At 63.5% G+C, this 26,887-nt stretch carries 29 protein-coding genes; 26 read left to right on the forward strand and 3 right to left on the reverse strand.

Annotated features, from left to right (window positions below):
- Positions 1 to 158 precede the first annotated feature (158 nt).
- The 12 genes from BVH03_RS02300 (at position 159) to flhB (ending at position 9,644) form a co-directional block, all read left to right on the forward strand.
- Positions 159 to 464 (forward strand): STAS domain-containing protein, encoded by a 306-nt coding sequence (locus tag BVH03_RS02300; protein WP_075959689.1) that lies wholly within the window; start codon positions 159 to 161, stop codon positions 462 to 464.
- A 6-nt stretch (positions 465 to 470) separates the two neighbouring features.
- Positions 471 to 2,165 carry a fused response regulator/phosphatase gene (locus BVH03_RS02305; RefSeq protein WP_143485885.1) on the forward strand — a complete coding sequence of 565 codons (1,695 nt, stop codon included), beginning with the start codon at positions 471 to 473 and terminating at the stop codon, positions 2,163 to 2,165.
- Between the two features lie 65 nt (positions 2,166 to 2,230).
- On the forward strand, positions 2,231 to 2,587 hold the full coding sequence (locus BVH03_RS02310) for an Hpt domain-containing protein (RefSeq protein ID WP_075959690.1): 357 nt from the start codon (positions 2,231 to 2,233) through the stop codon (positions 2,585 to 2,587).
- 73 nt (positions 2,588 to 2,660) lie between these two features.
- Positions 2,661 to 3,935 carry a flagellar hook-length control protein FliK gene (locus BVH03_RS02315; protein ID WP_075959691.1) on the forward strand — a complete coding sequence of 425 codons (1,275 nt, stop codon included), beginning with the start codon at positions 2,661 to 2,663 and terminating at the stop codon, positions 3,933 to 3,935.
- A 248-nt stretch (positions 3,936 to 4,183) separates the two neighbouring features.
- Positions 4,184 to 4,708 (forward strand): flagellar basal body-associated protein FliL, encoded by a 525-nt coding sequence (gene fliL / locus BVH03_RS02320; protein WP_075959692.1) that lies wholly within the window; start codon positions 4,184 to 4,186, stop codon positions 4,706 to 4,708.
- Between the two features lie 15 nt (positions 4,709 to 4,723).
- Positions 4,724 to 5,698, forward strand: coding sequence for a flagellar motor switch protein FliM (gene fliM, locus BVH03_RS02325; protein ID WP_075930659.1), 975 nt, complete (start codon positions 4,724 to 4,726; stop codon positions 5,696 to 5,698).
- A 62-nt stretch (positions 5,699 to 5,760) separates the two neighbouring features.
- Positions 5,761 to 6,231: a flagellar motor switch protein FliN gene (fliN, locus tag BVH03_RS02330; protein WP_075959693.1), complete on the forward strand. Its 471-nt coding sequence runs from the start codon at positions 5,761 to 5,763 to the stop codon at positions 6,229 to 6,231.
- A 4-nt stretch (positions 6,232 to 6,235) separates the two neighbouring features.
- Positions 6,236 to 6,661, forward strand: coding sequence for a flagellar biosynthetic protein FliO (gene fliO / locus BVH03_RS02335; RefSeq protein ID WP_075959694.1), 426 nt, complete (start codon positions 6,236 to 6,238; stop codon positions 6,659 to 6,661).
- Positions 6,661 to 7,446, forward strand: a complete 786-nt coding sequence (fliP, locus tag BVH03_RS02340; protein WP_075959695.1) for a flagellar type III secretion system pore protein FliP — start codon at positions 6,661 to 6,663, stop codon at positions 7,444 to 7,446. The genes fliO and fliP overlap by 1 nt, the downstream gene beginning before the upstream one ends.
- A 10-nt stretch (positions 7,447 to 7,456) precedes the next feature.
- Positions 7,457 to 7,726: a flagellar biosynthesis protein FliQ gene (fliQ, locus tag BVH03_RS02345; RefSeq protein ID WP_013791040.1), complete on the forward strand. Its 270-nt coding sequence runs from the start codon at positions 7,457 to 7,459 to the stop codon at positions 7,724 to 7,726.
- A 5-nt stretch (positions 7,727 to 7,731) separates the two neighbouring features.
- Positions 7,732 to 8,508, forward strand: coding sequence for a flagellar biosynthetic protein FliR (gene fliR, locus BVH03_RS02350; protein ID WP_075959696.1), 777 nt, complete (start codon positions 7,732 to 7,734; stop codon positions 8,506 to 8,508).
- Positions 8,508 to 9,644, forward strand: a complete 1,137-nt coding sequence (gene flhB, locus BVH03_RS02355; RefSeq protein WP_075959697.1) for a flagellar biosynthesis protein FlhB — start codon at positions 8,508 to 8,510, stop codon at positions 9,642 to 9,644. Before fliR ends, flhB begins: the two co-directional genes overlap by 1 nt.
- 37 nt (positions 9,645 to 9,681) lie before the next feature.
- Here flhB and sodC read toward each other — a convergent pair whose 3' ends face one another.
- A complete protein-coding gene (sodC, locus tag BVH03_RS02360; RefSeq protein ID WP_075959699.1) occupies positions 9,682 to 10,203 on the reverse strand; it encodes a superoxide dismutase family protein in 522 nt (173 codons plus the stop codon).
- A 250-nt stretch (positions 10,204 to 10,453) separates the two neighbouring features.
- Between sodC and flhA the strand changes: the two genes are divergently transcribed.
- The 14 genes from flhA (at position 10,454) to BVH03_RS02430 (ending at position 24,741) form a co-directional block, all read left to right on the forward strand.
- Positions 10,454 to 12,562 carry a flagellar biosynthesis protein FlhA gene (gene flhA / locus BVH03_RS02365; RefSeq protein ID WP_075959701.1) on the forward strand — a complete coding sequence of 703 codons (2,109 nt, stop codon included), beginning with the start codon at positions 10,454 to 10,456 and terminating at the stop codon, positions 12,560 to 12,562.
- Positions 12,563 to 12,577: 15 nt separating this feature from the next.
- Positions 12,578 to 13,885, forward strand: coding sequence for a flagellar biosynthesis protein FlhF (gene flhF / locus BVH03_RS02370; protein ID WP_075959702.1), 1,308 nt, complete (start codon positions 12,578 to 12,580; stop codon positions 13,883 to 13,885).
- A gap of 96 nt (positions 13,886 to 13,981) precedes the next feature.
- Positions 13,982 to 14,812, forward strand: a complete 831-nt coding sequence (gene fleN, locus BVH03_RS02375; protein WP_177344609.1) for a flagellar synthesis regulator FleN — start codon at positions 13,982 to 13,984, stop codon at positions 14,810 to 14,812.
- Positions 14,809 to 15,552, forward strand: a complete 744-nt coding sequence (gene fliA / locus BVH03_RS02380) for an RNA polymerase sigma factor FliA (protein ID WP_013791047.1) — start codon at positions 14,809 to 14,811, stop codon at positions 15,550 to 15,552. Before fleN ends, fliA begins: the two co-directional genes overlap by 4 nt.
- 202 nt (positions 15,553 to 15,754) lie before the next feature.
- Positions 15,755 to 16,129, forward strand: a complete 375-nt coding sequence (locus BVH03_RS02385; protein ID WP_170829026.1) for a chemotaxis response regulator CheY — start codon at positions 15,755 to 15,757, stop codon at positions 16,127 to 16,129.
- A gap of 19 nt (positions 16,130 to 16,148) precedes the next feature.
- Complete coding sequence (locus tag BVH03_RS02390; RefSeq protein ID WP_075959703.1) at positions 16,149 to 16,937, forward strand: protein phosphatase CheZ; 789 nt, start codon at positions 16,149 to 16,151, stop codon at positions 16,935 to 16,937.
- An 11-nt stretch (positions 16,938 to 16,948) separates the two neighbouring features.
- Positions 16,949 to 19,216, forward strand: coding sequence for a chemotaxis protein CheA (locus BVH03_RS02395; RefSeq protein WP_075959704.1), 2,268 nt, complete (start codon positions 16,949 to 16,951; stop codon positions 19,214 to 19,216).
- A gap of 42 nt (positions 19,217 to 19,258) precedes the next feature.
- Entirely contained in the window at positions 19,259 to 20,377 is a 1,119-nt protein-coding gene (locus BVH03_RS02400; protein WP_075959705.1) for a chemotaxis response regulator protein-glutamate methylesterase, read from the forward strand.
- A complete protein-coding gene (locus BVH03_RS02405; protein ID WP_075959707.1) occupies positions 20,377 to 21,117 on the forward strand; it encodes a flagellar motor protein in 741 nt (246 codons plus the stop codon). The genes BVH03_RS02400 and BVH03_RS02405 overlap by 1 nt, the downstream gene beginning before the upstream one ends.
- A 2-nt stretch (positions 21,118 to 21,119) precedes the next feature.
- The gene (gene motD / locus BVH03_RS02410) at positions 21,120 to 22,004 is read left to right on the forward strand and encodes a flagellar motor protein MotD (protein ID WP_075959708.1); all 885 of its coding nucleotides are present in this window, start codon (positions 21,120 to 21,122) and stop codon (positions 22,002 to 22,004) included.
- Between the two features lie 40 nt (positions 22,005 to 22,044).
- Complete coding sequence (locus tag BVH03_RS02415) at positions 22,045 to 22,833, forward strand: ParA family protein (RefSeq protein WP_075959710.1); 789 nt, start codon at positions 22,045 to 22,047, stop codon at positions 22,831 to 22,833.
- A 91-nt stretch (positions 22,834 to 22,924) separates the two neighbouring features.
- Positions 22,925 to 23,776, forward strand: a complete 852-nt coding sequence (locus tag BVH03_RS02420; RefSeq protein WP_075959711.1) for a CheW domain-containing protein — start codon at positions 22,925 to 22,927, stop codon at positions 23,774 to 23,776.
- Between the two features lie 85 nt (positions 23,777 to 23,861).
- A complete protein-coding gene (locus BVH03_RS02425; RefSeq protein WP_013791056.1) occupies positions 23,862 to 24,341 on the forward strand; it encodes a chemotaxis protein CheW in 480 nt (159 codons plus the stop codon).
- 1 nt (position 24,342) lies between these two features.
- Positions 24,343 to 24,741, forward strand: a complete 399-nt coding sequence (locus tag BVH03_RS02430) for a DUF2802 domain-containing protein (protein WP_027911376.1) — start codon at positions 24,343 to 24,345, stop codon at positions 24,739 to 24,741.
- Between the two features lie 154 nt (positions 24,742 to 24,895).
- Here the strand turns inward: BVH03_RS02430 and BVH03_RS02435 are convergent, their stop codons facing one another.
- Positions 24,896 to 25,237, reverse strand: a complete 342-nt coding sequence (locus BVH03_RS02435; RefSeq protein WP_075959712.1) for an EscU/YscU/HrcU family type III secretion system export apparatus switch protein — start codon at positions 25,235 to 25,237, stop codon at positions 24,896 to 24,898.
- On the reverse strand, positions 25,234 to 26,781 hold the full coding sequence (locus BVH03_RS02440) for a flagellar hook-length control protein FliK (protein WP_075959714.1): 1,548 nt from the start codon (positions 26,779 to 26,781) through the stop codon (positions 25,234 to 25,236). Before BVH03_RS02440 ends, BVH03_RS02435 begins: the two co-directional genes overlap by 4 nt.
- Positions 26,782 to 26,887 lie beyond the last annotated feature (106 nt).

Consider the following 26,887-nt stretch of genomic DNA (forward strand, 5'->3'; position numbering starts at 1 on the left):
AGTACGCCGAAATGCGCGCTGGGCAGGGCCAGGAAAAACAGGTGAGACACCGCGTCACCACACGGGTCAACAAGGTATCGGCTGCTCCACGGGGCAGTCTCGGCCTTGCCGGCTCGCTTAAGCGGGCTGCGGGTATCCCGGATATCAAGGAGTGTTTCATGCCCATCACCTCGCAGCCCTCGGAAGACGGGCAAGAGTTGACCATCACCATTCAGGGTCGCTTCGACTTTGGCGCCCACCAGGAATTTCGCCGTGCCTACGAGCGCGTCGATATTCGCCCCAAGCGTTATACCGTCGACCTCAAGGGAACCACCTACCTCGACAGCTCGGCGCTCGGCATGTTGCTGTTGTTGCGCGACCATGCCGGTGGCGACCGTGCGCAGATTCGCCTGCTCAACTGCAACGCCGACGTGCGTAAGATTCTTTCCATTTCCAATTTCGAACAGCTGTTCCAGATCGACTGAGACGCGATGAACGCCTCGTCTCTCACCATCCTGATTGCCGAGGACAGCGCCACCGACCGCATGCTGCTGTCGACCATCGTCGGTCGCCAGGGGCATCGGGTGCTCGCCGCCGCCAATGGCCTGGAGGCGGTGGCGCTGTTCGAATCGCAGCGCCCGCAGTTGGTGTTGATGGATGCACTGATGCCGGTGATGGATGGTTTCGAGGCCGCCAGGCGCATCAAGGCCATGGTGGGCGAGGCCATGGTGCCGATCATCTTCCTGACTTCCCTGAGCGAGGATGAGGCCTTGGTCAGTTGCCTGGAGGCGGGTGGCGACGACTTTCTCGCCAAACCCTACAGCCGGGTGATTCTCGAAGCCAAGATCAACGCCATGGACCGCTTGCGGCGCTTGCATCAGGAAGTGTTGCGCCAGCGCGACCAGATCGCCCGGCACAACGAGCACCTGCAGAACGAACAGCTGGTCGCCAAGGCGGTGTTCGACAAGGTGGCTCACTCCGGTTGCCTGGGCTCCGGCAACGTGCGCCACCTGCAATCGCCCTACGCGCTGTTCAATGGTGACCTGTTGCTGGCCGCCTTCCACCCCAGTGGCGACATGCATGTACTGCTCGGCGATTTCACCGGTCATGGCCTGCCGGCGGCGATCGGCGCCATGCCGCTGGCGGAAGTCTTCTACCGCATGACCGGCAAGGGGCACTCACTGATGGAGATTCTCCACGAGGGCAACGCCAAGTTGCGCCGCATCCTGCCGCGCGGCGTGTTCTGCTGTGCGACGCTGCTGACTATCAGTTTCCGGCGGCGCATGGTCGATTTCTGGGGTGGCGGCTTGCCGGCCGGTTACGTGCTGCGCCAGAGCGGCGAGCGGGTGCCGTTGGTGTCGCGCCACTTGCCATTGGGCGTGCTCGATCCGGACAGCTTTCGCGACTACTACGAATCGCACTCCCTGGAACTCGGTGATCGGGTTTTCCTGCTTTCCGATGGCGTACTCGAGGCGCAGAACGAGCGCGACGAATTGTTCGGCGAGCAGCGCCTGCTCGATGTGCTCGATGCCAGCCGCGATCCGTCGCGGCTGTTCGCCGATATTCAGCAGGCCCTGCGGGCCTTCAATGGCGAGGCGCGTGACGACGTCAGCCTGGTTGAAGTGACCATGATCGAGGAGGGCGCGGTCGTCCGTCCGCCGTTGCCGGCAAGCGAATCCCAGGCCGGGCCGGAGAATTGGTCGGCGCGTTATGATTTTCGGGGTGCCACCCTGCGCGATTTCTACCCCTTGCCGCATCTGCTGGAGCTGCTGCTCGAAGTGCCGGGGCTGCGCGGCAATGGCGGTAACCTTTACAGCGTGCTGTGCGAGCTGTACACCAATGCCCTCGAACATGGCGTGCTGGCGCTGGACTCCTCGCTCAAGCGTGACGCGGCCGGTTTCGCCGAATACTACCGGCTGCGCGCCGAGCGGCTCGATGCCCAGCAGGATGGCTGCGTCAGCGTGGCGTTCGATGTGTGTCAGCAGGCAAGCGGCGGATGCCTGACCCTGACCGTCGAAGACAATGGCAGGGGCTTCGATCCGACTGCAGTGATGGCGCGACAGCGCACCGCCAGCGGTTTCAGCGGGCGCGGCATGGGGCTGATCCAGGAGCTCAGCGAGCGCTGCGAGTGGTCGCCTGACGGGCGTCGGGTCAGAGTGGAGTTTTCCTGGGCCGCGCAGGCATAATCCGTCTGCTTTCGCGTGCCGCGCATGACGGCGAACCGCCGTTCGAGGCTGGCCTGGAGTCTAGGGTGTCCGACAATCATCTGGATCGCGATGTACTGAACACGCTGCTGGACATCATGGAGGACGAATATCCGGTGCTGCTGGATACCTTCGTGACCGACTCCGAGGAGCGTCTGCGCCTGCTGAAAACCGCCGAGCACGATGGCGACGCTCAGGCCATGCGCCGTGCCGCGCACAGCTTCAAGGGCAGTTGCAGCAACATGGGCGCCAAGGTACTGGCCGATTCCTGCCGGGATCTCGAAGAGCTGGCCCGCCGCGGTGACCTCGCCGAGTCGGCGCCCCTGGTCGAGCGTATCGAGCGCGAATTCGCCATCGTGCGCATCCTGGTGAAATCCGAGCGGCAGCGCTTTCCCACCAGATAGTGTTCTTTTCCTGAATGTTGGCCCGCCCCTTGCTTGAAGAGGGCATACGTCATTATTCAAGCGGAGAGCATTCATGCCCGTTGCCCCTGATCTGTTGCTGACCCCGGCGCCGGCTGCCAAGCCCAAGGCCGCACCGGCAACCAATACGCAGAGCACCGCGCAGCCGCGCAAGCAGGAGGCTTCAAGCTTCTCGCAGGTCTACGCCAAGGAGCGCCAGGCGAAAGCTGCCGAGCGCCAGGACAATGCCGCAAAATCAGCGCGCGACGCCAAGGCCGATCCCCAGGCGCGTGCCAGCGATCCGGCATCCGCCGCTGCCGCCGAACCGGCGGTTGCCGATAGCGGCAAGGATTTGCCAGAAGAGTCGAAGCCCGAAGAAGGCGCCGTCGACCCGCTGATGTTGCTGGGCCTGTTCCAGCCGGAGCCGCAGGTCGAGGTGGGCGAAGGCGAGGGTGAGGTCGATCCCGAGGCGGCGGCCGCTGCAGCGTCGACCAGCCTGATCGGTTCTGCACCAGCGAGCATGACCGAGGCGAGCTTCGACCCGGAAATCGACGCGCTCAATCAGCAGCCAGCAGTGAAACTGGCGCTCGACGTCGGTGCTCAGGAAAAGCTTGCCGCGCAGTCGACAGCCACCGCTGGCGGGGCCGCCGCCTCGTCATCGGCCAGCAGCGGCCAGGCGTTCGCCAGCGCCATGGGAGCCATGGGCATGAAGGCCGACACCACGGAGGGTGAGCAGGGCGACGTGACCCCGCTGCCGTCCTTCGAACTGAGCAGCGAAGCCCTCGAAGCGTTCAAGGAGAGTTCGGCCGACACCGCGCCGGAGCAGTTCGTCAGCAAGCTCAGTGCGTTGAGCCAGGCGATTGGCCAGCAGGCCTCCCAGGTGGGTCGGGTTCCCGTGGTGCCTGGCCAGCCGCTGGCCATGCAACACGCCGGCTTTAGCGAAGGGGTCGTGGACAAGGTGATGTGGATGTCCAGCCAGAACCTCAAGTCCGCGGAGATTCAACTCGACCCGGCTGAGCTCGGCCGCCTCGATGTGCGCATCAGCCTGAACCAGGACCAGACCCAGATCAGCTTCGCCAGCGCGCACCCAAGCGTGCGCGAGGCGCTGGAAGGCCAGGTGCATCGTCTTCGCGAGATGTTCACCCAGCAGGGCATGAACCTGGCTGATGTGAACGTTTCCGACCAGTCTCAGGGCCGTGCCTGGCAAGGTCAGGAGGGCGATGGTCGTGGCCGCCGCATGGCCGACGACGGCGGGGCCGGTGGCGAAAGCGAGGAGCGCGTGATCGGCAGTATCGAGATCCGCGACCCGGCCCAGGGCGCTGGGCGCGGTATGGTCGATTATTACGCCTGACGCCGCGATCAAGACGCAGCCCGCGCAGCGCTGAAGCGACTGCGCTTTGCGGGTCCTGTTCTAGACTTCCAATCACCCCGCTCGATTCGTCGCGCGGGGTGATTGGCTTTCAACGCCGCGGGTCAGGCACCACGCTTTCGCGTAACATGGCGCGCTCGGTGATTGCAGCCGCGTCTATGAGCTGGCATAACACTTGCTCTTAACCTATTGAAAGCGGAGGGTTCTCCGCTCCGTGACGGATTTTTGGCATGGCAAAGAAGAACGCGCCACCCGCCGCTGCTGCCGAAGCAGGCAGCAAGCCGCCTGGCAAGCTCAAGCTCATCATCGCGATCGTACTGGCATTGTTGCTGGCCGTGGGGGCGTCGATCGGTGGCACCTGGTTCTTCCTGAGCAAGGACAGCGCCAAGCCGGATGCCGAGCATGAGCAGGCCGAGAACGCCGCGCCGACCAAGCAGCCAGCGATCTACGAAGAGCTGAAGCCGGCCTTCGTGGTCAACTTCACGCAGAACGGCAGGGCGCGTTACATGCAGGTCAGCGTGGCGCTGATGACCCGCGACCAGGCTGCTCTGGACGCGCTCAAGGTACACATGCCGGTGCTGCGCAACAACCTGGTCATGCTGTTCTCCAGCCAGGACTTCGCCACCCTGATCACCCCGGTCGGCAAGGAAATGCTGCGTCAGCAGGCGACCGCCAGCGTGCAGCAACTGGCCGAGAAGGAGACTGGCAAGGTGACGGTCGAGCAGGTGCTGTTCACCAACCTCGTGTTGCAATAGGGCGGGAGTTCACTGATGGCCGTACAAGACCTGCTGTCCCAGGACGAGATCGATGCGCTGTTGCATGGCGTCGACGACGGCCTGGTGGAAACCGAGGAATTCGTCGAGCCTGGGAGCGTCAAGCAATACGACCTGACCAGCCAGGATCGCATCGTGCGCGGGCGCATGCCCACGCTGGAAATGATCAACGAGCGTTTCGCGCGCTACACCCGCATCAGCATGTTCAACCTGCTGCGTCGCTCGGCCGATGTGGCGGTCGGTGGCGTGCAGGTCATGAAATTTGGCGAATACGTACACTCGCTGTACGTGCCCACCAGCCTCAATCTGGTGAAGATGAAGCCGTTGCGCGGCACCGGGCTGTTCATCCTCGATGCCAAGCTGGTGTTCAAGCTGGTCGACAATTTCTTCGGTGGCGATGGCCGCCATGCCAAGATCGAAGGCCGCGAATTCACCCCCACCGAGTTGCGCGTGGTGCGCATGGTGCTCGACCAGGCGTTCGTCGACCTGCGCGAGGCCTGGGCGGCGGTGATGGATATCAACTTCGAGTACGTGGGCTCGGAGGTCAACCCGGCGCTGGCCAACATCGTCAGCCCCAGCGAAGTGATCGTGGTATCGACCTTCCACATCGAGCTCGACGGCGGTGGCGGCGACCTGCACGTGACCATGCCCTACGCGATGATCGAACCGATCCGCGAGATGCTCGACGCCGGCTTCCAGTCCGACGTCGACGATCAGGACGAGCGCTGGGTCAAGGCCCTGCGCGAAGACATCCTCGACGTCAGCGTGCCGCTGAGCGCCACCGTGGCGCGGCGTCAGCTGAAGGTGCGCGACATCCTGCACATGCAGCCCGGTGACGTGATTCCGGTCGAGCTGCCCGAGCACATGATCCTGCGCGCCAATGGCGTGCCGTCGTTCAAGGTCAAGCTCGGTTCGCACAAGGGCAACCTGTCGCTGCAGGTGCTCGACCCCGTGGACCGCCAGCACCGCTAGCCCCAATCATCTGCCGCGCCGGACGCGCGGCCAAACCGATAAACGCCAGCCGAGGTCCAACGATGGCAGACGAGAACGAACAAACCAGCCCCGAGGAACAGGCGCTCGCCGATGAGTGGGCGGCTGCGCTGTCCGAGTCCGGCGACGCCGGCGGGCAGGACGATATCGATGCGATGCTGGCCGCCAGTGCAGCCAGCCAGCCGTCAGCCCCACGTGCGCCGATGGAAGAGTTCGGCAGCATGCCCAAGGCCAGCAACCCGGTCAGCCTGGACGGGCCGAATCTCGATGTGATTCTCGACATCCCGGTGTCCATTTCCATGGAAGTGGGCAATGCCGACATCACCATTCGCAACCTGCTGCAGCTCAATCAGGGCTCGGTGATCGAACTCGATCGGTTGGCGGGCGAGCCGCTCGACGTGCTGGTCAACGGCACCCTGATCGCCCATGGCGAGGTGGTGGTGGTCAACGAGAAGTTCGGCATTCGCCTGACCGACGTGATCAGCCCCAGCGAACGCATCAAGAAGCTGCGCTGACGCCATGAACGGACTCCTGCTCGCACTCCTGGCACTGCCAGGCCTGGCTTTCGCCGCCGAACCGGCTACCCAGGCGCCTGCCGCCAGTGGCGGTATCGCCGGCCAACTGGTGCAACTGGTGATCGGCCTGCTGTTGGTGATCGGCCTGATCTTTCTGCTCGCCTGGATGATGCGTCGCGTGCAGCGCCTGGGCCCCAACAACGGCAAGGTAATCAAGATCGTCGCCACCCAGGCGCTGAGCCCGCGCGACAGGCTGGTGCTGGTGCAGGTCGGCAACGAGCAGATCCTGCTCGGCCTCACGCCCGGGCGCATCAACTCGCTGCACGTGATGGGCGAGCCGGTTCACCTGGCCGACGCCGAACCGGCTTCCACGGAATTCTCCCAGCGCCTCATGGAACTGCTGGGCAAGGACCAGAAGGACAAGTCCTGATGTTGCGACTTCTGCTTGTGCTGGTGTTCGCGCTAGGAGCCTCGCTGGCCTTCGCTCAGGAGCCGCCTTCACCCATTCCGTTGATTCAGCAGGGCGGCAATCCGCTGTCGATTCCGGCGATCACCCTGAGTACCGACGCCGAGGGGCAGCAGGAATACTCGGTCAGCCTGCAGATCCTGCTGATCATGACGGCGCTGAGTTTCATCCCGGCGTTCGTCATGCTGATGACCAGCTTCACGCGCATCATCATCGTGTTCTCGATCCTGCGTCAGGCGATGGGCTTGCAGCAGACGCCGTCCAATCAGATCCTCATCGGCCTGGCGCTGTTCCTGACCCTGTTCATCATGGCGCCGGTGTTCGACCAGATTAACCGCGAGGCTCTTCAGCCCTACCTGAATCAGCAATTGCCGGCCCAGCAGGCGATCGAGCGGGCCGAGGTGCCGATCAAGAACTTCATGCTGGCGCAAACCCGTGAAAGCGATCTGGAGCTGTTCGTGCGCCTGTCCAAGCGCACCGACATCGCCACCCCGGACGCGGCGCCGCTGACCATCCTGGTGCCGGCCTTCGTGACCTCGGAGCTGAAGACCGCCTTCCAGATCGGCTTCATGATCTTCATCCCGTTCCTGATCATCGACATGGTGGTGGCCAGTATTCTCATGGCCATGGGCATGATGATGCTGTCGCCGCTGATCATTTCGCTGCCGTTCAAGATCATGCTGTTCGTGCTGATCGACGGATGGGCGCTGATCATGGGCACCCTGGCCAGCAGTTTCGGCACCTTGTAGCGAGGCTCACATGACCCCTGAAGTTGCTGTCGATCTGTTCCGCGAAGGGCTCTGGCTGATTTCCCTGATGGTCGGGCTGCTGGTCATGCCCAGCCTGTTGGTGGGCCTGTTGGTGGCGATGTTCCAGGCCGCCACGCAGATCAACGAACAGACCCTGAGCTTTCTGCCGCGCCTGCTGGTAATGCTGCTGACCCTGATCGTTGCCGGGCCGTGGATGGTGCAGCAACTGATGGAGTACACGCAGAATCTGATCATGAACATCCCGCAGCTGATCGGCTAAGCCCGATGTTCGAGTTGAGCGATGCGCAGATCGGCAGCTGGGTCAGCAGTTTCGTGCTGCCGCTGTTTCGCATCGCCGCGCTGCTGATGGTGATGCCGATCATCGGCACGCAGCTGGTGCCAACCCGGGTGCGGCTGTACCTGGCGCTGGCGATCAGCGTGGTGCTGGTGCCCACCCTGCCACCGATGCCATTGGTCGATTCGATCAGCCTGCAGGCCTTCATGCTGATCGCCCAGGAAATCCTCATCGGCGTGATGCTCGGTTTCGTGCTGCAGTTGTTCTTCCATATCTTCGTGGTCGCCGGGCAGATCCTGGCGATGCAGATGGGCCTGGGATTCGCCTCTATGGTCGACCCGGCCAACGGCATTTCGGTGCCGGTGATCGGCCAGTATTTCACCATGCTGGTGACCTTGCTGTTCTTGGCCATGAACGGGCATCTGGTGGTATTCGAAGTGCTGGCCGAGAGCTTCGTGACCATGCCGCCAGGTTCCGGTCTGCAGATCGAACATTACTGGGAAATCGCCACCAAGCTCGGTTGGGTGATGGGCGCCGCACTGATTCTGGTACTACCGGCGGTTACCGCGCTGTTGGTGGTCAATATCGCTTTTGGCGTGATGACCCGCGCGGCGCCGCAGTTGAACATCTTCTCCATCGGTTTTCCGCTCACCCTGGTGCTGGGCATGGTAATCGTATGGATTTCTCTGGCTGACATCCTGTCGCACTATCAGGCTATCGCGAGCGAAGCGCTGATCATGTTGCGTGAACTGGCGAGGGCTGGCTGATGGCCGAGTCGGAAAGCGGTGCCGACAAGAGCGAGGAACCCACGGAGAAACGCCGCCGGGAATCTCGTGAAAAGGGCCAGATCGCACGTTCGCGCGAACTCAATACCTTCGCCATCATGCTGGCGGGCACCGGCGGGCTGTTGGCCACCGGTGGCTCGATCGGCAATGCCATGCTGGAAATCATGCGCGGCAACTTCGTCCTGCCGCGCGAAATTCTCATGGATGAGCGCAACATGGCGCTATGGCTGGCCGCCTCCGGGCAACTGGCGCTGGAGGCGCTGCTGCCGCTGCTGATCGTGCTGCTGGTGATGTCCATCGTCGGGCCGATTGCCCTGGGCGGCTGGCTGTTCTCGGCCAAGGCCATGGCGCCCAAGTTCAGCCGCATGAATCCGCTGGCCGGGCTCAAGCGCATGTTCTCGATGAAGGCGCTGATCGAGCTGCTCAAGGCGCTGGCGAAGTTCATCGTCATTCTGTTGGTGGCGCTGGTGGTGCTGTCCATGGATCGCGACGATCTGTTGGCAATTGCCAACGAGCCGATCGAGTCGGCCATCATGCATTCCGCGCAGGTGGTTGGCTGGAGTGCGTTGTGGATGTCCCTCGGGTTGATTTTCATCGCTGCCGTGGACGTGCCGTTCCAACTCTGGGACAACAAGAAGAAGCTGATGATGACCAAGCAGGAGGTCAGGGACGAATACAAGGACAGCGAGGGCAAGCCCGAGGTCAAGCAGCGTATTCGCCAGCTCCAGCACGAGATGACCCAGCGGCGCATGATGCAGGCTGTTCCGCAGGCCGACGTGGTGATCACCAACCCGACGCACTTTGCCGTAGCCCTGAAATACGATCCGGAAACCGGGCAGGCGCCCATGCTGTTGGCCAAGGGTAGCGACTTCACCGCGCTGAAGATTCGCGAGATCGCCTCCGAGCACAATGTGCTGCTGCTGGAGTCGCCGGCCCTGGCGCGCTCGATCTACCACACCACCGAACTCGACCAGGAAATTCCCGCGGGGTTGTATCTGGCCGTCGCCCAGGTGCTGGCCTACGTCTACCAGATTCGCCAGTACCAGGCGGGCAAGGGCAAGCGGCCTGCGCCCTTAAAGGATTTGCCGATTCCGCCTGATTTACGTCGCGATCAATGACGTGGCGCAGCCCGTTTGAGGGCTGCGCCATCGCCAGTTACTTGATGACGCCGCAGGCCACGCGTGCGCCGCCGCCGCCCAGCGGTTTGGGATGGTCGGCGTGGTTGTCGCCACCGGCATGCACCATCAGCGACAGATTCTTGAGTTCATCCACGCTCTTGATACGCGGCGCCAGTACGGGCTGATTGGCCTTGCCGTCGGCGGTCACCAGCAGGGCGGGGAGGTCGCCCAGATGGCCTTCGCCCCAAGGCAGGCCGTGCTTGCCGGCATTTTTCGGGTCCCAGTGGCCGCCAGCGGCCTCGGCTGCCGATGGCTTGCCATCCTTGGGTGCCGGGTCGCAGCTGGGTTTGCTGTGCACGTGGAAGCCATGCACGCCAGGCTCGAGGTCGTGCAGCTCCGGAGTGAACACCACGCCGTAGGGGCTCTGGCTGATCACCACCTTGCCGACTGAGCTGCCGACGCCGTTGGCGTCCACGGCATTGAGTTCGACGGTCTTGTCAGCGGCATGCAGGCTGGCCGCGCAGCAACTGGCCAATGCGGCCATCATCCAACGTTTCATGGTGCTCTCCTTGGTGGGGGCTGGTCTGGCCGAAGCCATCGTTCACAGGCTGTGACTGGGCTTTTGCCGACGGGGTTCGTGTTTTCGTCCCGCCAGCGCCTCGGTCCGGCACAGGAATCGGCCTTCCCGCCTTCTGTTTCGCGGTTTTTGAAGAGTTGGAAAGGTTCTTGCAATACCGGCTGCAGAGACGTTCCGGACGTCAAAAGATTGAATCAGTCGGGGTACCCACGTGGCACTAAATCGAGCACAGATGATTGGCGACGTTCGCAGCAACCTCTCGGGGCTGCGTCACGGCAATCTGGGCATTCCGCTGCTGCTGCTGGTCATGCTTGCCATGGTCATGCTGCCGATCCCACCGTTCCTGCTCGACGTGCTGTTCACCTTCAGCATCGCGCTGTCCATCGTCGTGCTGCTGGTGGCGATCTACGCGCTGCGGCCGCTGGATTTCGCCGTGTTCCCGACCATCCTGCTGGCCGCGACGCTGCTGCGCCTGGCCCTCAACGTGGCCTCTACCCGGGTGGTGCTGCTGCACGGCCAGGACGGTCACGACGCCGCGGGCAAGGTGATCCAGGCCTTTGGTGAGGTGGTGATCGGCGGCAACTACGTGGTCGGTATCGTGGTGTTCGCGATCCTCATGATCATCAACTTCGTGGTGGTCACCAAGGGCGCCGGGCGTATTTCCGAGGTGAGCGCACGCTTCACCCTCGACGCCATGCCCGGCAAGCAGATGGCTATCGACGCCGACCTCAACGCCGGCCTGATCGACCAGGTGGAAGCCAAGAAGCGCCGCAGCGAAGTGGCACAGGAAGCCGACTTCTACGGCTCCATGGACGGTGCCAGCAAATTCGTGCGCGGCGACGCCGTCGCCGGCCTGCTGATCCTGTTCATCAACCTCATCGGCGGCATGGCCATCGGCATGCTGCAGCACGGCCTGAGCTTCGGCGAGGCCGGGCGTATCTACACCCTGCTGACCATCGGTGACGGCCTGGTCGCACAGATCCCGTCGCTGCTGCTATCCACCGCCGCCGCCATCATGGTGACGCGCGTATCCAGCGCCGAGGACATGGGCGCCCAGGTCAACCGCCAGATGTTCGCCTCGCCGCGTGCCCTGGCCGTCTCGGCGGCGATCATGATCGCCATGGGCCTGGTGCCCGGCATGCCGCACATGTCGTTCATCAGCCTCGGGCTGGTGGCGGCTGGCGCGGCCTATTGGATCGCCAACAAGCAGCGCAAGGTCAAGGAAGCCGAAGTCATCGAAGTGCAGCGCCAGCAGGAGCTGCTGCCGGCCCAGCGCGCCCAGGAGGTCAAGGAGCTGGGCTGGGACGATGTGGTGCCGGTGGACATGGTCGGCCTGGAAGTCGGCTACCGGCTGATTCCGCTGGTCGACCGCAATCAGGGTGGCCAGCTGCTGGCGCGCATCAAGGGCGTGCGCAAGAAGCTTTCCCAGGAAATGGGTTTCCTGATGCCGTCGGTGCATATCCGCGACAACCTGGATCTGCAGCCCAACGCCTACCGCCTGACGCTGATGGGCGTCAGCGTTGCCGAAGCGGAGGTCTATCCGGATCGTGAGCTGGCCATCAACCCCGGTCAGGTGTTCGGCACCCTCAATGGAGTGGCCGCCAGAGATCCGGCGTTCGGCCTGGAAGCCGTATGGATCGATCCGGGCCAGCGCGACCAGGCGCAATCGCTCGGCTACACCGTGGTGGACGCCAGCACCGTGGTGGCCACCCACCTCAACCAGATCCTGCACAAGCACGCCCACGAGCTGCTGGGCCATGAGGAAGTCCAGCAACTGATGCAATTGCTGGCGAAAAGCTCGCCCAAGCTCGCTGAGGAGCTGGTGCCCGGGCTGATTTCTTTGTCGACCCTGCTTAAGGTGCTGCAGGCGCTGCTGCAGGAGCAGGTGCCGGTACGCGACATTCGAACCATCGCCGAAGCCATCGCCAACGTCGCGCCGAGGAGTCAAGATCCCGCCGCCATGGTCGCGGCAGTTCGCGTGGCGTTGTCCCGCGCCATCGTGCAAAACATCGTGGGACTAGAGCCGGAGCTGCCTGTGATCACCCTTGAGCCAAGGTTGGAACAGATATTGCTAAACAGTCTTCAGAAGGCCGGTCAGGGCTCCGAGGATGGCATCCTCCTCGAACCCGGCATGGCCGAAAAGCTGCAACGTTCCCTGGTGGAAGCAGCGCAGCGTCAGGAGATGCTTGGCAAGCCGGTGATTCTGCTGGCAGCCGGGCCGGTTCGGGGAATGCTCTCGCGATTCGCCCGGTTGGCCGTCCCGAGCATGCATGTTCTGGCGTACCAGGAAATTCCGGACAACAAGCAGGTCACCATCGTTGCGACGGTGGGGCAGAACTAATCGAGGGTACGGGCCATGCAGGTCAAACGCTTTTTCGCTGCCGATATGCGCCAAGCCATGAAGCTGGTTCGCGATGAGCTGGGCGCCGATGCGACCATCATCGCCAACCGCCGTGTGGCCGGTGGTGTGGAATTGACGGCCGCGCTCGATTATCAGGCTCCGCCGGTCCCGGCGCGCCAAGCCAACCCGGCGCTGGAAGCCGAGCTGCGCAAGACCCAGTCGCGCATTGCCTCGGCTCATGCCGAACTGAGCACGCGCAACCAGCTCGACGCCGGCAAGGATCGTCAGCTGTTTGGCGCTGCGCCTGGTACGCCGACAGCCGACAGCCTGGATGCCGTGTTGCAGCGTCAGCAGCAGAAACCGGCTGCGGCCTCGGTCGACCAGTCGGCGCTGGACTCCATGCGGTCCGAACTGCATGGCCTGCGTGAGCTGATCGAAATGCAGATGGGCTCGATGGCCTGGGGGCAGATGCAGGCTCGTCGCCCACAGCAAGCCACCTTGTGGCGTCGCCTGCAGCGTATGGGGCTGCCCGCCGAGCTAGCGCGTACGCTGCTCGAGCGCGTGGCGTCGATCGCCGATCAGCGCCAGGCCTGGCGTATGGTCCTGGCGCACCTCGCGCATTCGATCCAGACCCCCAAGCAGGAGCCGATGGAAGAGGGCGGTGTGATCGCCCTGGTCGGCCCGGCGGGCATGGGCAAGACCACCACCCTGGCCAAGCTGGCCGCGCGCTACGTGCTCAAGTACGGCGCTGCCAGCATCGCCCTGGTGAGCATGGACAGCTACCGCATCGGTGCCCAGGAGCAGCTCAAGACCCTGGGGCGGATTCTTGGCGTCTCGGTGACCCAGGTCGACCCCGGGCAATCGCTGACCCAGGCGCTCGCACCGCTGGCCCGCAAACGCGTGGTACTGATCGATACCGCCGGCCTGCCGGCCAACGATCCGGCGCTGCGCATGCAGCTCGAAGCGCTGGCCAGCCGTGGCGTCAACGCACGCAACTACCTGGTGCTGGCCGCTACCAGCCAGGCGCAGGTGCTCAAGGCGGCCTATCACAGCTACAAGCGCTGTGGGCTGGCCGGCTGCATTCTGAGTAAACTGGATGAAGCCGCCAGCATGGGTGAGGTATTGGGTCTGGCTATTGGCCATCGCCTGCCGGTAGCCTACCTGGCAGACGGCCCGCGCATTCCGGACGATGTCCACGTGCCGCGCAGTCATCAGCTGGTCAGTCGCGCCGTTGGCCTGCAGGCGCCGGACGAGCCGAGCGAAGATACGATGGCCGACATGTTCGCCGGGCTTTATCAGAACCCGGCCAGGCAGGCCGGTTGAACGGGTTGAGTGTGGCGAAGCGCTGGTCGTGCTCGCCGCGACAGCGCACAATGGCCCCAGGGCCCACAGTGAAGTCAGATAAGGTGTGTAGATAACATGGGTATGCATCCCGTACAGGTGATCGCGGTGACTGGCGGCAAAGGCGGCGTTGGCAAGACCAATGTGTCGGTGAATTTGTCACTGGCGCTCGCCGATCTCGGTCGGCGCGTCATGCTCATGGATGCCGACCTGGGCCTGGCCAACGTCGACGTGCTGCTCGGCCTGACCGCCAAGCGTACGCTGGCCGACGTCATCGACGGCCAATGCGATCTGCGTGACGTGGTTCTGCAGGGCCCTGGCGGCATCCGTATCGTGCCGGCCGCTTCCGGTACCCAGGCCATGGTGCAGCTCACGCCCATGCAGCACGCCGGCCTGATCCAGGCCTTCAGCGACATCAGCGACAACCTCGATGTGTTGATCGTCGACACCGCCGCCGGTATCGGCGACTCGGTGGTCAGCTTCGTGCGTGCGGCCCAGGAAGTGCTGGTGGTGGTGTGCGATGAACCGACCTCCATCACCGATGCCTACGCGCTGATCAAGCTGCTCAATCGCGACCACGGCATGAACCGTTTCCGGGTGCTCGCCAATATGGCGCACAGCCCCCAGGAAGGCCGCAATCTATTTGCTAAGCTGACCAAAGTGACCGACCGTTTTCTGGATGTTGCGCTGCAGTATGTCGGCGCGGTGCCCTACGATGAATCGGTTCGCAAGGCCGTACAGAAACAACGTGCGGTGTATGAGGCGTTCCCTCGTTCGAAGTGCGCGCTGGCGTTCAAGGCGATTGCCCAGAAGGTCGATGCATGGCCCTTGCCGGCCAACCCGCGTGGCCATCTGGAGTTTTTCGTGGAGCGCCTGGTGCATCAACCGACTGCAGACACGGCTGTATGACGACAGCCTCTGGACTCCGAATGTACAGCAAGGCACAAGCACGAGATTCACAGCATCAGTTGATCGAGCGCCACGCGCCGCTGGTAAAACGCATCGCCTACCACCTGCTGGCCCGTCTGCCCGCCAACGTGCAGGTCGACGACCTGATCCAGGCCGGCATGATCGGCCTGCTCGAAGCATCGCGTAAATACGATGCCGGCAAGGGCGCCAGTTTCGAGACCTTTGCGGGCATTCGTATTCGCGGCGCCATGCTCGACGAAGTGCGCAAGGGTGACTGGGCGCCGCGCTCGGTACACCGCAATAGCCGCATGGTCAGCGATGCGATACGAAAAATTGAGGCCAGAACCGGTCGTGACGCTAAAGATCACGAGGTTGCTGCCGAACTCCAATTGAGTCTCGAAGATTACTACGGCATTCTTGGCGACACTTTGGGCAGCCGCCTGTTCAGTTTCGATGACCTCTTGCAGGAAGGCGAAAACGGCGGCCTGCAGGAAGACACGAGTTCCCTGCATCACGGGCCTTCGCACGAGCTGGAAGACAATCGTTTCCAGGCCGCGCTGGCCGATGCCATCAGTAATCTGCCGGAGCGTGAGCGGCTGGTGTTGTCGCTGTATTACGACGAGGAGTTGAATCTCAAGGAAATCGGCGAGGTACTGGGGGTGAGTGAGTCGCGGGTCAGCCAACTGCACAGTCAGTGTGCCGCGCGTTTACGGGCGCGGTTGGGGGAGTGGCGCGCTTAGCAAATTTGTTCAGGGGCTGGAGTTGGTCGAGCCAGCCCTTGCAGTAGATCGCAGGATTAGCAGGGCGCTGGACATACAGTGAACGCAGCAAAGCCGAGCGCAATGGTTTGCGGCGTTCTGCCAGGCCGGTTTCACGATTAATAAGCGCTGCACGTTGTAGCAGGCGTTTTAGGACTGTACGGAGGTCGACTTGGACAAGAACATGAAAATCCTCATCGTCGATGATTTCTCGACGATGCGACGGATCATCAAGAACCTCTTGCGTGATCTGGGGTTCACCAACACGGCCGAGGCCGATGACGGCACGACTGCGTTGCCGATGCTGCAGAGCGGTAGCTTCGATTTTCTGGTAACCGATTGGAACATGCCGGGCATGACGGGCATCGACCTGTTACGCGCCGTGCGCGCCGACGAGCGACTCAAGCACCTGCCGGTGCTGATGGTCACGGCGGAAGCCAAACGCGATCAGATCATCGAGGCCGCGCAAGCCGGTGTGAATGGCTATGTAGTCAAGCCGTTCACCGCTCAGGTGCTCAAGGAAAAGATCGAGAAAATCTTCGAGCGAGTCAACGGCTGATGTCTGCCGCGAGGTTGTTATGGAACACGATGATTCTAACGAGGTTGACCTCGAGTCGACCCTGAAAAGCAATGCCCGCCAACTGGTCGACAGCCTCGAACAGGGCAACTTTGGCGAAGCCGTACAACTGATCAACGAACTGAACAAGGCGCGCGACCGGGGGCTTTACCTCGAAGTCGGCAAGCTCACCCGTGAGCTGCACAACGCGATCGTCAACTTTCAGCTCGACCCGCGGGTACCGCATGCCAAGGAAATCTCGCAGATCTCCGATGCCACCGAGCGCCTGAACTATGTGGTGACCATGACCGAGCGTGCGGCCAACCGCACCATGGATCTGGTCGAGCAGAGTGCGCCGCTGGTCAATGACCTGAGCAGCGAAGCCGATTCGCTCGCCGAGGACTGGGGCCGCTTCATGCGCCGCGAAATGAGCGCCGATGCCTTCCGCGAGCTGGCCAAGCGTATCGAGCTGTTCCTGGCGCGCAGCCAACGCGACACCAGCAAGCTGTCGGGGCATCTCAACGACATCCTGCTGGCGCAGGACTACCAGGATCTGACCGGTCAGGTGATCAAGCGCGTCACCCAACTGGTGACCGAGGTCGAGAGCAATCTTCTCAAGCTGGTGCTGATGGCCAGCCAGGTCGATCGCTTCGCGGGCATCGATCACAACCACGAAGAGTTGCGTGCCGAGCAAAACAAAGAAAAAAATCCGTCCCGCGGTGAAGGTCCGCAGATTCATGCCGATAAGCGTGATGATGTCGCCTCCAACCAAGACGACGTCGACGATTTGCTGTCCAGTCTGGGTTTTTAGGAGCACGTCATATGAGCTTCGGCGCCGATGAAGAAATCCTCCAGGATTTCCTGGTAGAGGCCGGCGAAATTCTCGAGCAATTGTCCGAGCAGTTGGTGGAGCTGGAAAGCCGCCCGGACGATATGAACCTGCTCAATGCGATTTTCCGAGGTTTTCACACGGTAAAAGGTGGTGCCGGCTTCCTGCAGCTCAACGAGCTGGTGGAATGCTGCCATATTGCCGAAAACGTGTTCGACATCCTGCGCAAGGGCGAGCGTCGTGTGGATTCCGAGTTGATGGACGTCGTGCTCGAAGCACTGGACGCCGTCAACGGCATGTTCGCCGAGGTGCGCGAGCGTGTGGAGCTGACGCCTGCCTCGCCGGAGCTGCTGGCCGCGCTCGCGCGCCTGGCCGAGCCGGGTGGCGCCGAGCCTGCTGCGGCGGCCAAGCCGGAACCGGTCGCGGTAGAGCCTGTAGCGGCAGCGGTCGAGTCATTAGCAGATATCTCTGACAGCGAGTTCGAGCAATTGCTCGATGCCCTGGGCGACGAATCGCCGGCGCCGGCCAGCGCCTCGACCGACGAAATCACCGATGACGAGTTCGAGTCGTTGCTCGATCAGCTGCATGGCAAGGGTCAGTTCGCTGCGCCGGCGAGCGCGCCGGTAGCCCCGGCTGCCGAACCTGCCACCGCGGCGGCGGGCGATGAAATCACCGACGACGAATTCGAGGCGCTGCTCGATCAACTGCACGGCAAAGGCCAGTTCGCCGCGCCTGCCGTCACGCCAACTGCTGCACCGGTGGCTGCGCCAGCTGCCGAGCCGGTTGCAGCAGCGGCGCCGGGCGACGAGATCACCGACGACGAATTCGAGGCGCTGCTCGATCAACTGCACGGCAAGGGCCAATTCGTTGCTCCGGCCGTGGCGCCAGCAGCCGCTGCTGCGCCCGCCGCCAAGCCGGCTCCTGCTCCCCAGCCAGCCAAGGCCGCGCCGCCTGCAGCCAAGGCCGAACCGGCCAAAGCGGCTGCAGCGCCCGTAGCCAAACCAGAGCCCAGCAAGGCCGCGCCTGCCGCCGCCAAGGCGGAAGCCAGCAAACCGGCACCAGCGCCTGCGGCGGCTGCCGCGCCGGCCAGCGAGGCGGAAACCACCGTTCGGGTCGACACGGCTCGCCTGGACGAGATCATGAACATGGTCGGCGAGCTGGTACTGGTGCGTAACCGTCTGGTGCGCCTGGGGCTCAACAGCGGCGACGAGGCCATGTCCAAGGCCGTGTCGAACCTCGACGTGGTCACGGCCGATCTGCAGACCTCGGTCATGAAGACTCGCATGCAGCCGATCAAGAAGGTCTTTGGGCGCTTTCCGCGCCTGGTTCGCGACCTGGCCCGCCAGCTCAAGAAGGAAATCAACCTGGAACTGGTCGGCGAAGAGACCGACCTGGACAAGAACCTGGTCGAGGCTCTGGCCGATCCGTTGGTGCACTTGGTGCGCAACGCCGTCGACCACGGCGTGGAAAGCCCGGACGAGCGTGAGGCGGCCGGCAAGTCGCGTACCGGGCGAGTGGTGCTGTCCGCCGAGCAGGAAGGCGACCACATCCTGCTGATGATCACCGATGACGGCAAGGGCATGGATGCCGACGTACTGCGCAGCAAGGCCGTGGAAAAGGGCCTGCTGGACAAGGACGCGGCCGATCGCCTGACCGATCTGGAATGTTACAACCTGATCTTCGCGCCCGGCTTCTCGACCAAGACCGAGATTTCCGACGTGTCCGGCCGCGGCGTGGGCATGGACGTGGTGAAGACCAAGATTTCCCAGCTCAACGGTACGGTCAACGTGTTCTCCCAGAAGGGCCAGGGCTCGAAGATCGTCATCAAGGTGCCGCTGACCCTGGCGATCATGCCCACGCTGATGGTGATGCTGGGCAACCAGGCGTTCGCCTTCCCGCTGGTCAACGTCAACGAGATCTTCCACCTCGATCTGTCGCGTACCAACGTGGTCGATGGCCAGGAAGTGGTGATCGTGCGCGACAAGGCGCTGCCGCTGTTCTACCTCAAGCGCTGGCTGGTGAGCAGCGCGGCTCATGAAGAGCAGGGCGAAGGGCATGTGGTGATTCTCACCGTGGGTAACCAGCGCATCGGCTTCGTGGTCGACCAACTGGTCGGCCAGGAAGAGGTGGTGATCAAGCCGCTGGGCAAGATGCTGCAGGGCACGCCCGGCATGTCCGGCGCGACCATCACCGGTGATGGCCGCATCGCGCTGATCCTCGATGTGCCCAGCATGCTCAAGCGCTACGCACGGCGTCTCTGATCGTCCGCGGCACGGCGACGGTCGTGCCGCTTAGGAGTGTTTATGGTTGTCAAGGTACTGGTAGTCGATGACTCCGGTTTTTTCCGCCGCAGGGTTTCGGAAATTCTCTCGTCGGACCCCAACATCACCGTGGTCGGTACGGCCACCAACGGACGTGAGGCCATCGATCAGGCCCTGGCACTGAAGCCGGACGTGATCACCATGGATTACGAAATGCCGCTCATGGACGGCATCACTTCCGTGCGCAACATCATGCAGCGCTGCCCCACGCCGGTTCTGATGTTCTCCTCGCTCACCCACGAAGGCGCCCGGGTCACCCTGGACGCCCTGGATGCCGGTGCGGTGGACTTTCTGCCAAAGAACTTCGAAGACATCTCGCGCAATCCCGAGAAGGTCAAGCAACTGCTGTGCGAGAAGGTTCACAGCATCTCGCGCAGCAACCGCCGGGGGATCGGCACGGCGTCCCTGACGTCGCCTGCCGGCGGTAGCCTGGGCCGACCTCTGAGCACGCCTGCACCCGCGGCACGCCCGCAGCCGAGCGTCAGCCATCCGCCGGCCGAGCGGCATGCCGCCTCGTCCAGCGCGGCCCCCAAGCGCAAGGCCTACAAGCTGGTGGCGATCGGTACCTCGACCGGTGGCCCGGTGGCCCTGCAACGCGTCTTGACCCAGTTGCCGGCCAACTTTCCGACGCCCATCGTGCTCATCCAGCACATGCCGGCTGCCTTCACCAAGGCCTTCGCCGAGCGCCTGGACAAGCTCTGCAAGATCAACGTCAAGGAAGCCGAGGACGGCGATATCCTGCGCCCCGGGCTGGCCATTCTGGCGCCGGGCGGCAAGCAGATGATGATCGACGGCCGCGGCACCATCCGCATCCTGCCCGGAGACGAGCGCCTGAACTACAAGCCGTGCGTGGACATCACCTTTGGTTCCGCGGCCAAGTCTTACAACGACAAGGTGCTGGCCGTGGTATTGACCGGCATGGGCGCCGACGGCCGCGAGGGCGCGCGCCTGCTCAAGCAGGGTGGCAGCCAGGTCTGGGCTCAGGATGAAGCCAGTTGCGTGATCTACGGCATGCCCATGGCCATCGTCAAAGCCAACCTGGCCGACGCGGTCTACCCGCTCGATGATATCGGTCGCCATCTGGTCGAGGCCTGCCTCTGATGGATGTGCTGAGCCTGATCGGCGTCATTCTGGCGTTCGTCGCGATCCTTGGCGGCAACTACCTGGAAGGCGGTCATGTCTCGGCACTGCTCAACGGCCCGGCGGCCTTGATCGTGATCGGCGGAACCCTGGGAGCGGCCTTGCTGCAGACGCCCGTGGCGGTCTTCAAACGGGCGGTGAGCATCCTGCGCTGGATCTTCGTGCCGCCGCAGATCGACCTGCCCGGCGGCATCGACCGTGTGGTGAACTGGAGCACGACTGCGCGCAAGGAGGGCCTGCTGGGCCTGGAGGCGGTCGCCGATGGCGAGCCCGACCCCTATGCGCGCAAGGGGCTGCAGCTGCTGGTCGATGGCGCCGAGCCGGAGGCCATCCGCAGCATTCTCGAAGTGGACCTCTACACCCAGGAAAGCCGCGACATTCAGGCCGCCAAGTTCTTCGAGTGCATGGGCGGCTACGCGCCGACCATCGGCATCATTGGTGCGGTCATGGGGCTGATCCACGTGATGGGCAACCTGGCCGACCCCAGCCTGCTGGGCAGCGGCATTGCCGTGGCATTCGTTGCTACCATTTACGGGGTCGCCATCGCCAACCTGCTGTTGCTGCCCATCGGTAACAAGCTCAAATCGATTGCGCTGCGCCAGTCTGCGTACCGGGAGATGCTCCTGGAAGGCATCCTGTCGATCGGTGAGGGCGAAAATCCACGGTCCATCGAGCTGAAGCTGCAAGGCTTCATGAGCTGATCATGGCCCGCCGACGCCGCCACGAAGAACACGAGAACCACGAGCGCTGGCTGGTTTCCTATGCCGATTTCATCACCCTGTTGTTCGCGTTCTTCGTGGTCATGTATTCGATCTCGTCGATCAACGAAGGCAAGTACAAGATTCTCTCGGAAACCCTGACCGGCGTATTCAACCAGCCGGATCGCTCGATCAAACCGATTCCGGTCGGCGACGAGCGCCCGCGTACCACCGAGCCGGATCGTACGCTGGTCGACGAGGCGTCGCCCCAGCAGATCGCGGCGTCCACCCTGCAGAACATCGCCGACAGCATCCGCGATGCCTTTGGCGGCCTGCTGCAAAGCGATCAACTCAAAGTGCGTGGCAACGAGCTATGGATCGAGATCGAGCTGAGTTCCGGGCTGCTGTTTCCCAGCGGTGACGCACTGCCCAACGACGAGGCGTTCGAGATCATCGAAAAGATCGCCAAGATCTTGGCGCCTTATGGCAACCCGGTGCACGTCGAGGGCTTCACCGACAACCAGCCGATCAAGACGGCGCAATACCCGACCAACTGGGAGCTGTCTACGGCGCGTGCCGCGAGCATCGTGCGCATGCTGGCCATGGACGGCGTCGATCCTTCGCGCTTGGCCGCCGTGGGTTATGGCGAATTCCAGCCGGTGGCCGACAATGGCACCGCGGAGGGCAGGGCGCGTAACCGCCGTGTTGTGCTGGTGGTCTCGCGCAATCTCGATGTACGGCGTAGTGTTAGTGGTGTGGGAAGCGCTAATGCGCAGCCTGACGCGGCGCTACAGCGCGCTGGCACGCAACCTGCTACAGGGCCAACAGCACCGACGCCTGCCAACGGCGCCGTCAATTCCCCGTCGCCAGTCCGTGAAGCGGGCAACTAGTCTCGGCCGGGCCTGGCCTGTCCCCGGGAGGATGAAGATTATGAGAGTGTGGGCTGTATCGAATCAGAAAGGCGGCGTGGGTAAGACCACTTCCAGTATCGCCCTGGCGGGTCTGCTGGCCGATGCCGGCAAGCGCGTGGTGGTAGTCGATCTCGACCCCCATGGCTCGATGACCAGCTATTTCGGACACGACCCGGACACCCTGGAAAACAGCAATTTCGATCTCTTCCAGCATCAGGGCAGCGTGCCAGAGGGTTTGCCGAAGCAGTTGCTGCTGCCCACCAGCCACGAACGTATTTCCCTGCTGCCGTCGAGCACCGCGCTGGCCACTCTGGAGCGTCAGTCGCCGGGGCAGAGCGGCCTGGGTCTGGTAATCGCCAAGAGCCTGGCGCAGCTGTGGCAGGACTTCGACTATGCGGTGATCGACAGCCCGCCGTTGCTCGGCGTGCTGATGGTCAATGCGCTGGCGGCCAGCCAACAGCTGGTGATTCCCGTGCAGACCGAGTTCCTGGCGGTCAAGGGCCTGGAGCGCATGGTCAACACCCTGACCATGATCAATCGCTCGCGCAAGCAGGCGCTGCCGTACACCATCGTGCCGACGCTGTTCGACCGCCGCACCCAGGCCTCGCTGTCGACCCTGCGCTTGCTCAAGAACACCTACCCCGAGCAGCTCTGGCAGGCCTACATTCCGGTCGATACCCGCCTTCGTGACGCCAGCCGGGCAGGGCTGACGCCGTCGCAGTTCGACGGCAACAGCCGGGGCACCATCGCCTACCGCGCGCTGCTCAAACATTTGCTGGCGCAGCAGCCGGCTTCCCAGGTGGCCTGATCGTGGCAGCTGAATATTCTGCGCGAACCGGCTCAAGTCTGCCGCCCCAGCGGCCGATAGCTCATACAGATATCTTCTGCAGGTTGCCTTCATGAGTCGTTCCACTGCTACCGCAACTCGGCCCCAGCTGGCGCTGCAGTCCTACCTCGATGGGTTGCTGCAGGATGCCGCCATCGAACTCGAACAAACCCTCGAAGACAGCGCCCTCGATGATTTCGAGGCTGCCGTGCTTGAGGAGCAGGTGCGTGATGCGCAGTTGGCGCCGCGCGCCGAAGCGCCGGCGCTGACCGTGGTTCAGCCTGCCGTGGCCGAAGTGGTCAGCGAGCCGGTCGTGGAAGTGGCGCCTCCGATGGCTGATTCGGTTGCCCCGGTGGTCGTCGAACCCATTCCGATGCCGCCGGTGGTCGAGCCGGTCGCCGACGTCCATCGCCCAGCACCGCAGATCTTCTCCAGCCAGCCCGATGGCCGCCCCGACTGGGCCGAAGAGCCGTTCGAATGCCTGCTGTTCGATGTGGCCGGGCTGACCCTGGCGGTGCCACTGGTGTGCCTGGGGTCGATCTACCCGCTGGCCGGCCAGGATCTGACACCTTTGTTTGGCCAACCCGACTGGTTTCTGGGCATACTGCCATCACAGTCCGGCAACCTTAAGGTGCTCGATACCGCCCGCTGGGTGATGCCCGATCGTTATCGGGATGATTTCAAGCAGGGCCTGCAGTACGTGATTTCCGTACAGGGTTACGAGTGGGGGCTGGCGGTGCATCAGGTGAGCCGCTCGATCCGCCTCAACCCGGACGAAATCAAATGGCGCAGCCAGCGCTCGCAGCGGCCGTGGCTAGCGGGAACCGTGATCGAACACATGTGTGCGCTGCTGGACGTCGCCGCGTTGGCCGAGCTGATCGCCAGCGGCGCCACCAAGCGCATGCTCAACGGGCAGATACACTGATAACGTTCGTACGCGACAGCGTGCGATCACTTGAATAGCGGGACTCCCGCGCACCGCGACGCGCGGTCAATGACGAGGCTAGGCCATGAAGAAAAGCTCTGCACAAGGCGCTGAAGATCCGATCCTGCAGTGGGTCACCTTCCGTCTGGACAACGAGACCTACGGCATCAACGTGATGCAGGTGCAGGAAGTGCTGCGTTACACCGAGATCGCCCCGGTACCGGGCGCGCCGAGCTACGTGCTGGGGATCATCAACCTGCGCGGCAACGTGGTCACCGTCATCGACACACGCCAGCGTTTCGGCCTGGACTCCTCGGACGTCACCGACAACACCCGCATCGTCATCATCGAGGCCGACAAGCAGGTGGTGGGCATTCTGGTCGACAGCGTGGCCGAAGTCGTTTACCTGCGTCAGTCCGAGGTGGAAACCGCTCCGAACGTCGGTAACGACGAGTCGGCCAAGTTCATCCAGGGCGTGTGCAACAAGAACGGCGAGCTGCTGATCCTGGTCGAGCTGGACAAGATGATGACCGAGGAGGAGTGGTCGGAGCTGGAGAGCATCTGAGGTGCTCGAAGCCGCACTCATCGTTCTCGCCCTGGTCTGTGCCGGGCTGGTGGGTACCTGCGTCTGGCTCGCCGGGCGTTTGCGCCTGGCCAGCCAACTGCAGGCCGAACGCGATGCTCAGCGTGACCAGCGCATCCGCGAGCTGGGCAAACGCCTGGACACCTACCTGACGGGCAGCATCCGCATGGGCGAAGAGCTCCATGAGCTGCGTCGCACCGTGGCGCCGCTGCCTGACAAGCTGACCCAGATCGAACAGCGCGACCCCACCAGTCTGTCCTTCACCCAGGCCGCCCGCCTGGTCGGTATGGGCGCCAGCGCCGACGACCTCACCCAGTCCTGCGGCCTCAGCAAGGCCGAAGCGGAACTGGTCGCCAAGTTACATCAGGCGCGCCGCTCCTGAGCATTCGTTTTTTCTGCCAATCTCGCCCCTGGGTATCGCTTTGCCCGACCCAGGCTACGTGTGGAAGTCTGTTCCTAATCCAAGGGTGTGAGACGACCTGAGTCGTAGCCCGGGTTGAGCGAAGCGATACCCGCAAGAGCGATCGTCCGGCGATCTAACGCTTGCCACTCTTGCCAGCGGGCCCTTCGAGCATCAACGGCTCATCCTTCGGCTTGCCCCGTGGGTCGAAGCCGGCCGGGAACTTGCCTTTCAGGTACCAGGCGAAGGCGATGATTTCCGCGATGCAGCGGTACAGCTGCTCGGGGATCGCTTCGCCCAGCTCCAGGCGCGCGAGCAGGCGCACCAACTCGGCATTCTCGTAGATCGGCACATCATGGGCGCGGGCAATGGCGAGTATGGCTTCGGCCAGCTCGTCGTCGCCCTTGGCGCTGAGGGTGGGGGCATTCTGGCCGTCGTAGGTGAGGGCGATGGCCTGGCGTGTGGCTTTACTGCTCATGCGGTTTCATCGACCCAGCGTTGTTCCAGAGAGGTTTTCGGGCCTTGCGGCGGCGTGCCCTGGCTGCAGGCGAGTTCACCAACGGTAAGGCCGGCGGCGACCAGGCGCTCGCGCAGGTTGCCCAGCTCGCGGTCGATTAGCCCGGCGGTGCTGGCGCGTTCCGCCCACAGCTGGCTGGACAGGCTGCCTTGGGCCAGCTGCGCCTGAACCTGCAACGGCCCCAGCGGATCGAGGTCGAACGCCAGGTCGATCCGCCATAACGCTTCCTTGGGATCCTGCTTGGCGGAAGGCGCCGGCTCCTCGTGTTGAATCTTCACCTGCAGCGGCACCAGCTCGTGCTGATTGCGCATCGGTACTTCCATCTGCCAGGTGGTCAACAGCTGGCCCTCGGGGCCGACCTGGCTTTGCGAAAGGCTCGACAACTGGTGCGTCTGCAGGCGCGAAATGGCGGCCGCTGCGAGCTTGAGCAGCGCTTCCAGGTCTGCCTCTTCATCCATCGATTGCAGCAGGCGGCTGGGTAGGGGAAAGTTCATCGCCTGCTGGCGGCCGCTGCTCTGGCCAATGTTGCCCAGCATGTTGCGGGCGAAAGCCGGCAATGCCTGGGTCATGGCGCTGGCCGAGGCGGTCGCCGCTGCCAGGGGGGCAGCACCGGGCAGCAGCGGCAGCAACTGGCTGACCAGGCGCAGCAGGTTGGCCTTCATGTCGGTGCCCAGGCCGCCAGTCTGGCCGGCCAGTAGCTTGCTCTCGAGAAACAGCCCGCTGTTTTCCAGCGCCTGCATCAGGCTCTTGCCGTTGCTCATCTGCTCGCCGGTCGGCAGGCCTGCCAGCAACTTGTCGATGCTGCCTTTCAAGCCATCGGGCAGCCCACCTTGGCCACCCATGCCCTTGAGCGCAGCCATCAGCCCCTCCAGTGAGCCCTGGCGACTTTGCTGGTTGCCGAGCTGCTGCAGCAGTGCCAATTGGTCGAGGCGGCCGCTGAGGGGCAGGAAGGCCAGGGACTGGTCACCCTGCACCCGGGCGCTGAGCAGGCTGCCGGGTGGCAGGTCGAGGGTGGTTTCCAGGCTCAGGGTGTTGCCGGCCAGCCCGGTGTTGAGCAGATTGACCAGCACTTTGAAAACGGTCGCCTGGGCAACCTGTACGGGCATCGCCTCGCGGGTGACCACCTTGCCTTGCAGCAGGGTGCCAACGGGCAATTGTTCGAGGTCGATGCTGGTCAGCGGTTTGTTGCCACCGGCCAGTACGGCCAATGCCAGGCGGCTGTCGGAGAGCGCCGTGACCGCCAGCGCCGTGCCTTGGGCGAGTGGCTGTGGGCTGCTGGCCTGTACCGTCGCCTGGCGACCGCCATCCAGGTTCAGGCGCAGCATGAGCTGGAAGTTCTGCGCCACCTCCTTGGTTCCAACCACCTCGGCTTCGGCGCTTTCCCCGGCCATCATCAGGCCGTCGAGTGGCTTGAGCAGCTTCACAGCCAGGTCGGCGGCGCTCACCGCCGGTCTATTGGTGGCGGGAGGCGGTGCAATAGGACGCGATCCACTGATCTCGGTCATTAAGTCTCATACTCTGGGCCCACGCACGCTGCGGGTGAGCAGGGCGGGCATGTATACTCGCGGCCAATCCGAACGTCCGCAAGAGTATAGCGGCCGCCATCGTCTC

The organism is Pseudomonas sp. PA15(2017), from assembly GCF_001945395.1.
In the GTDB taxonomy this organism is placed as follows: domain Bacteria; phylum Pseudomonadota; class Gammaproteobacteria; order Pseudomonadales; family Pseudomonadaceae; genus Aquipseudomonas.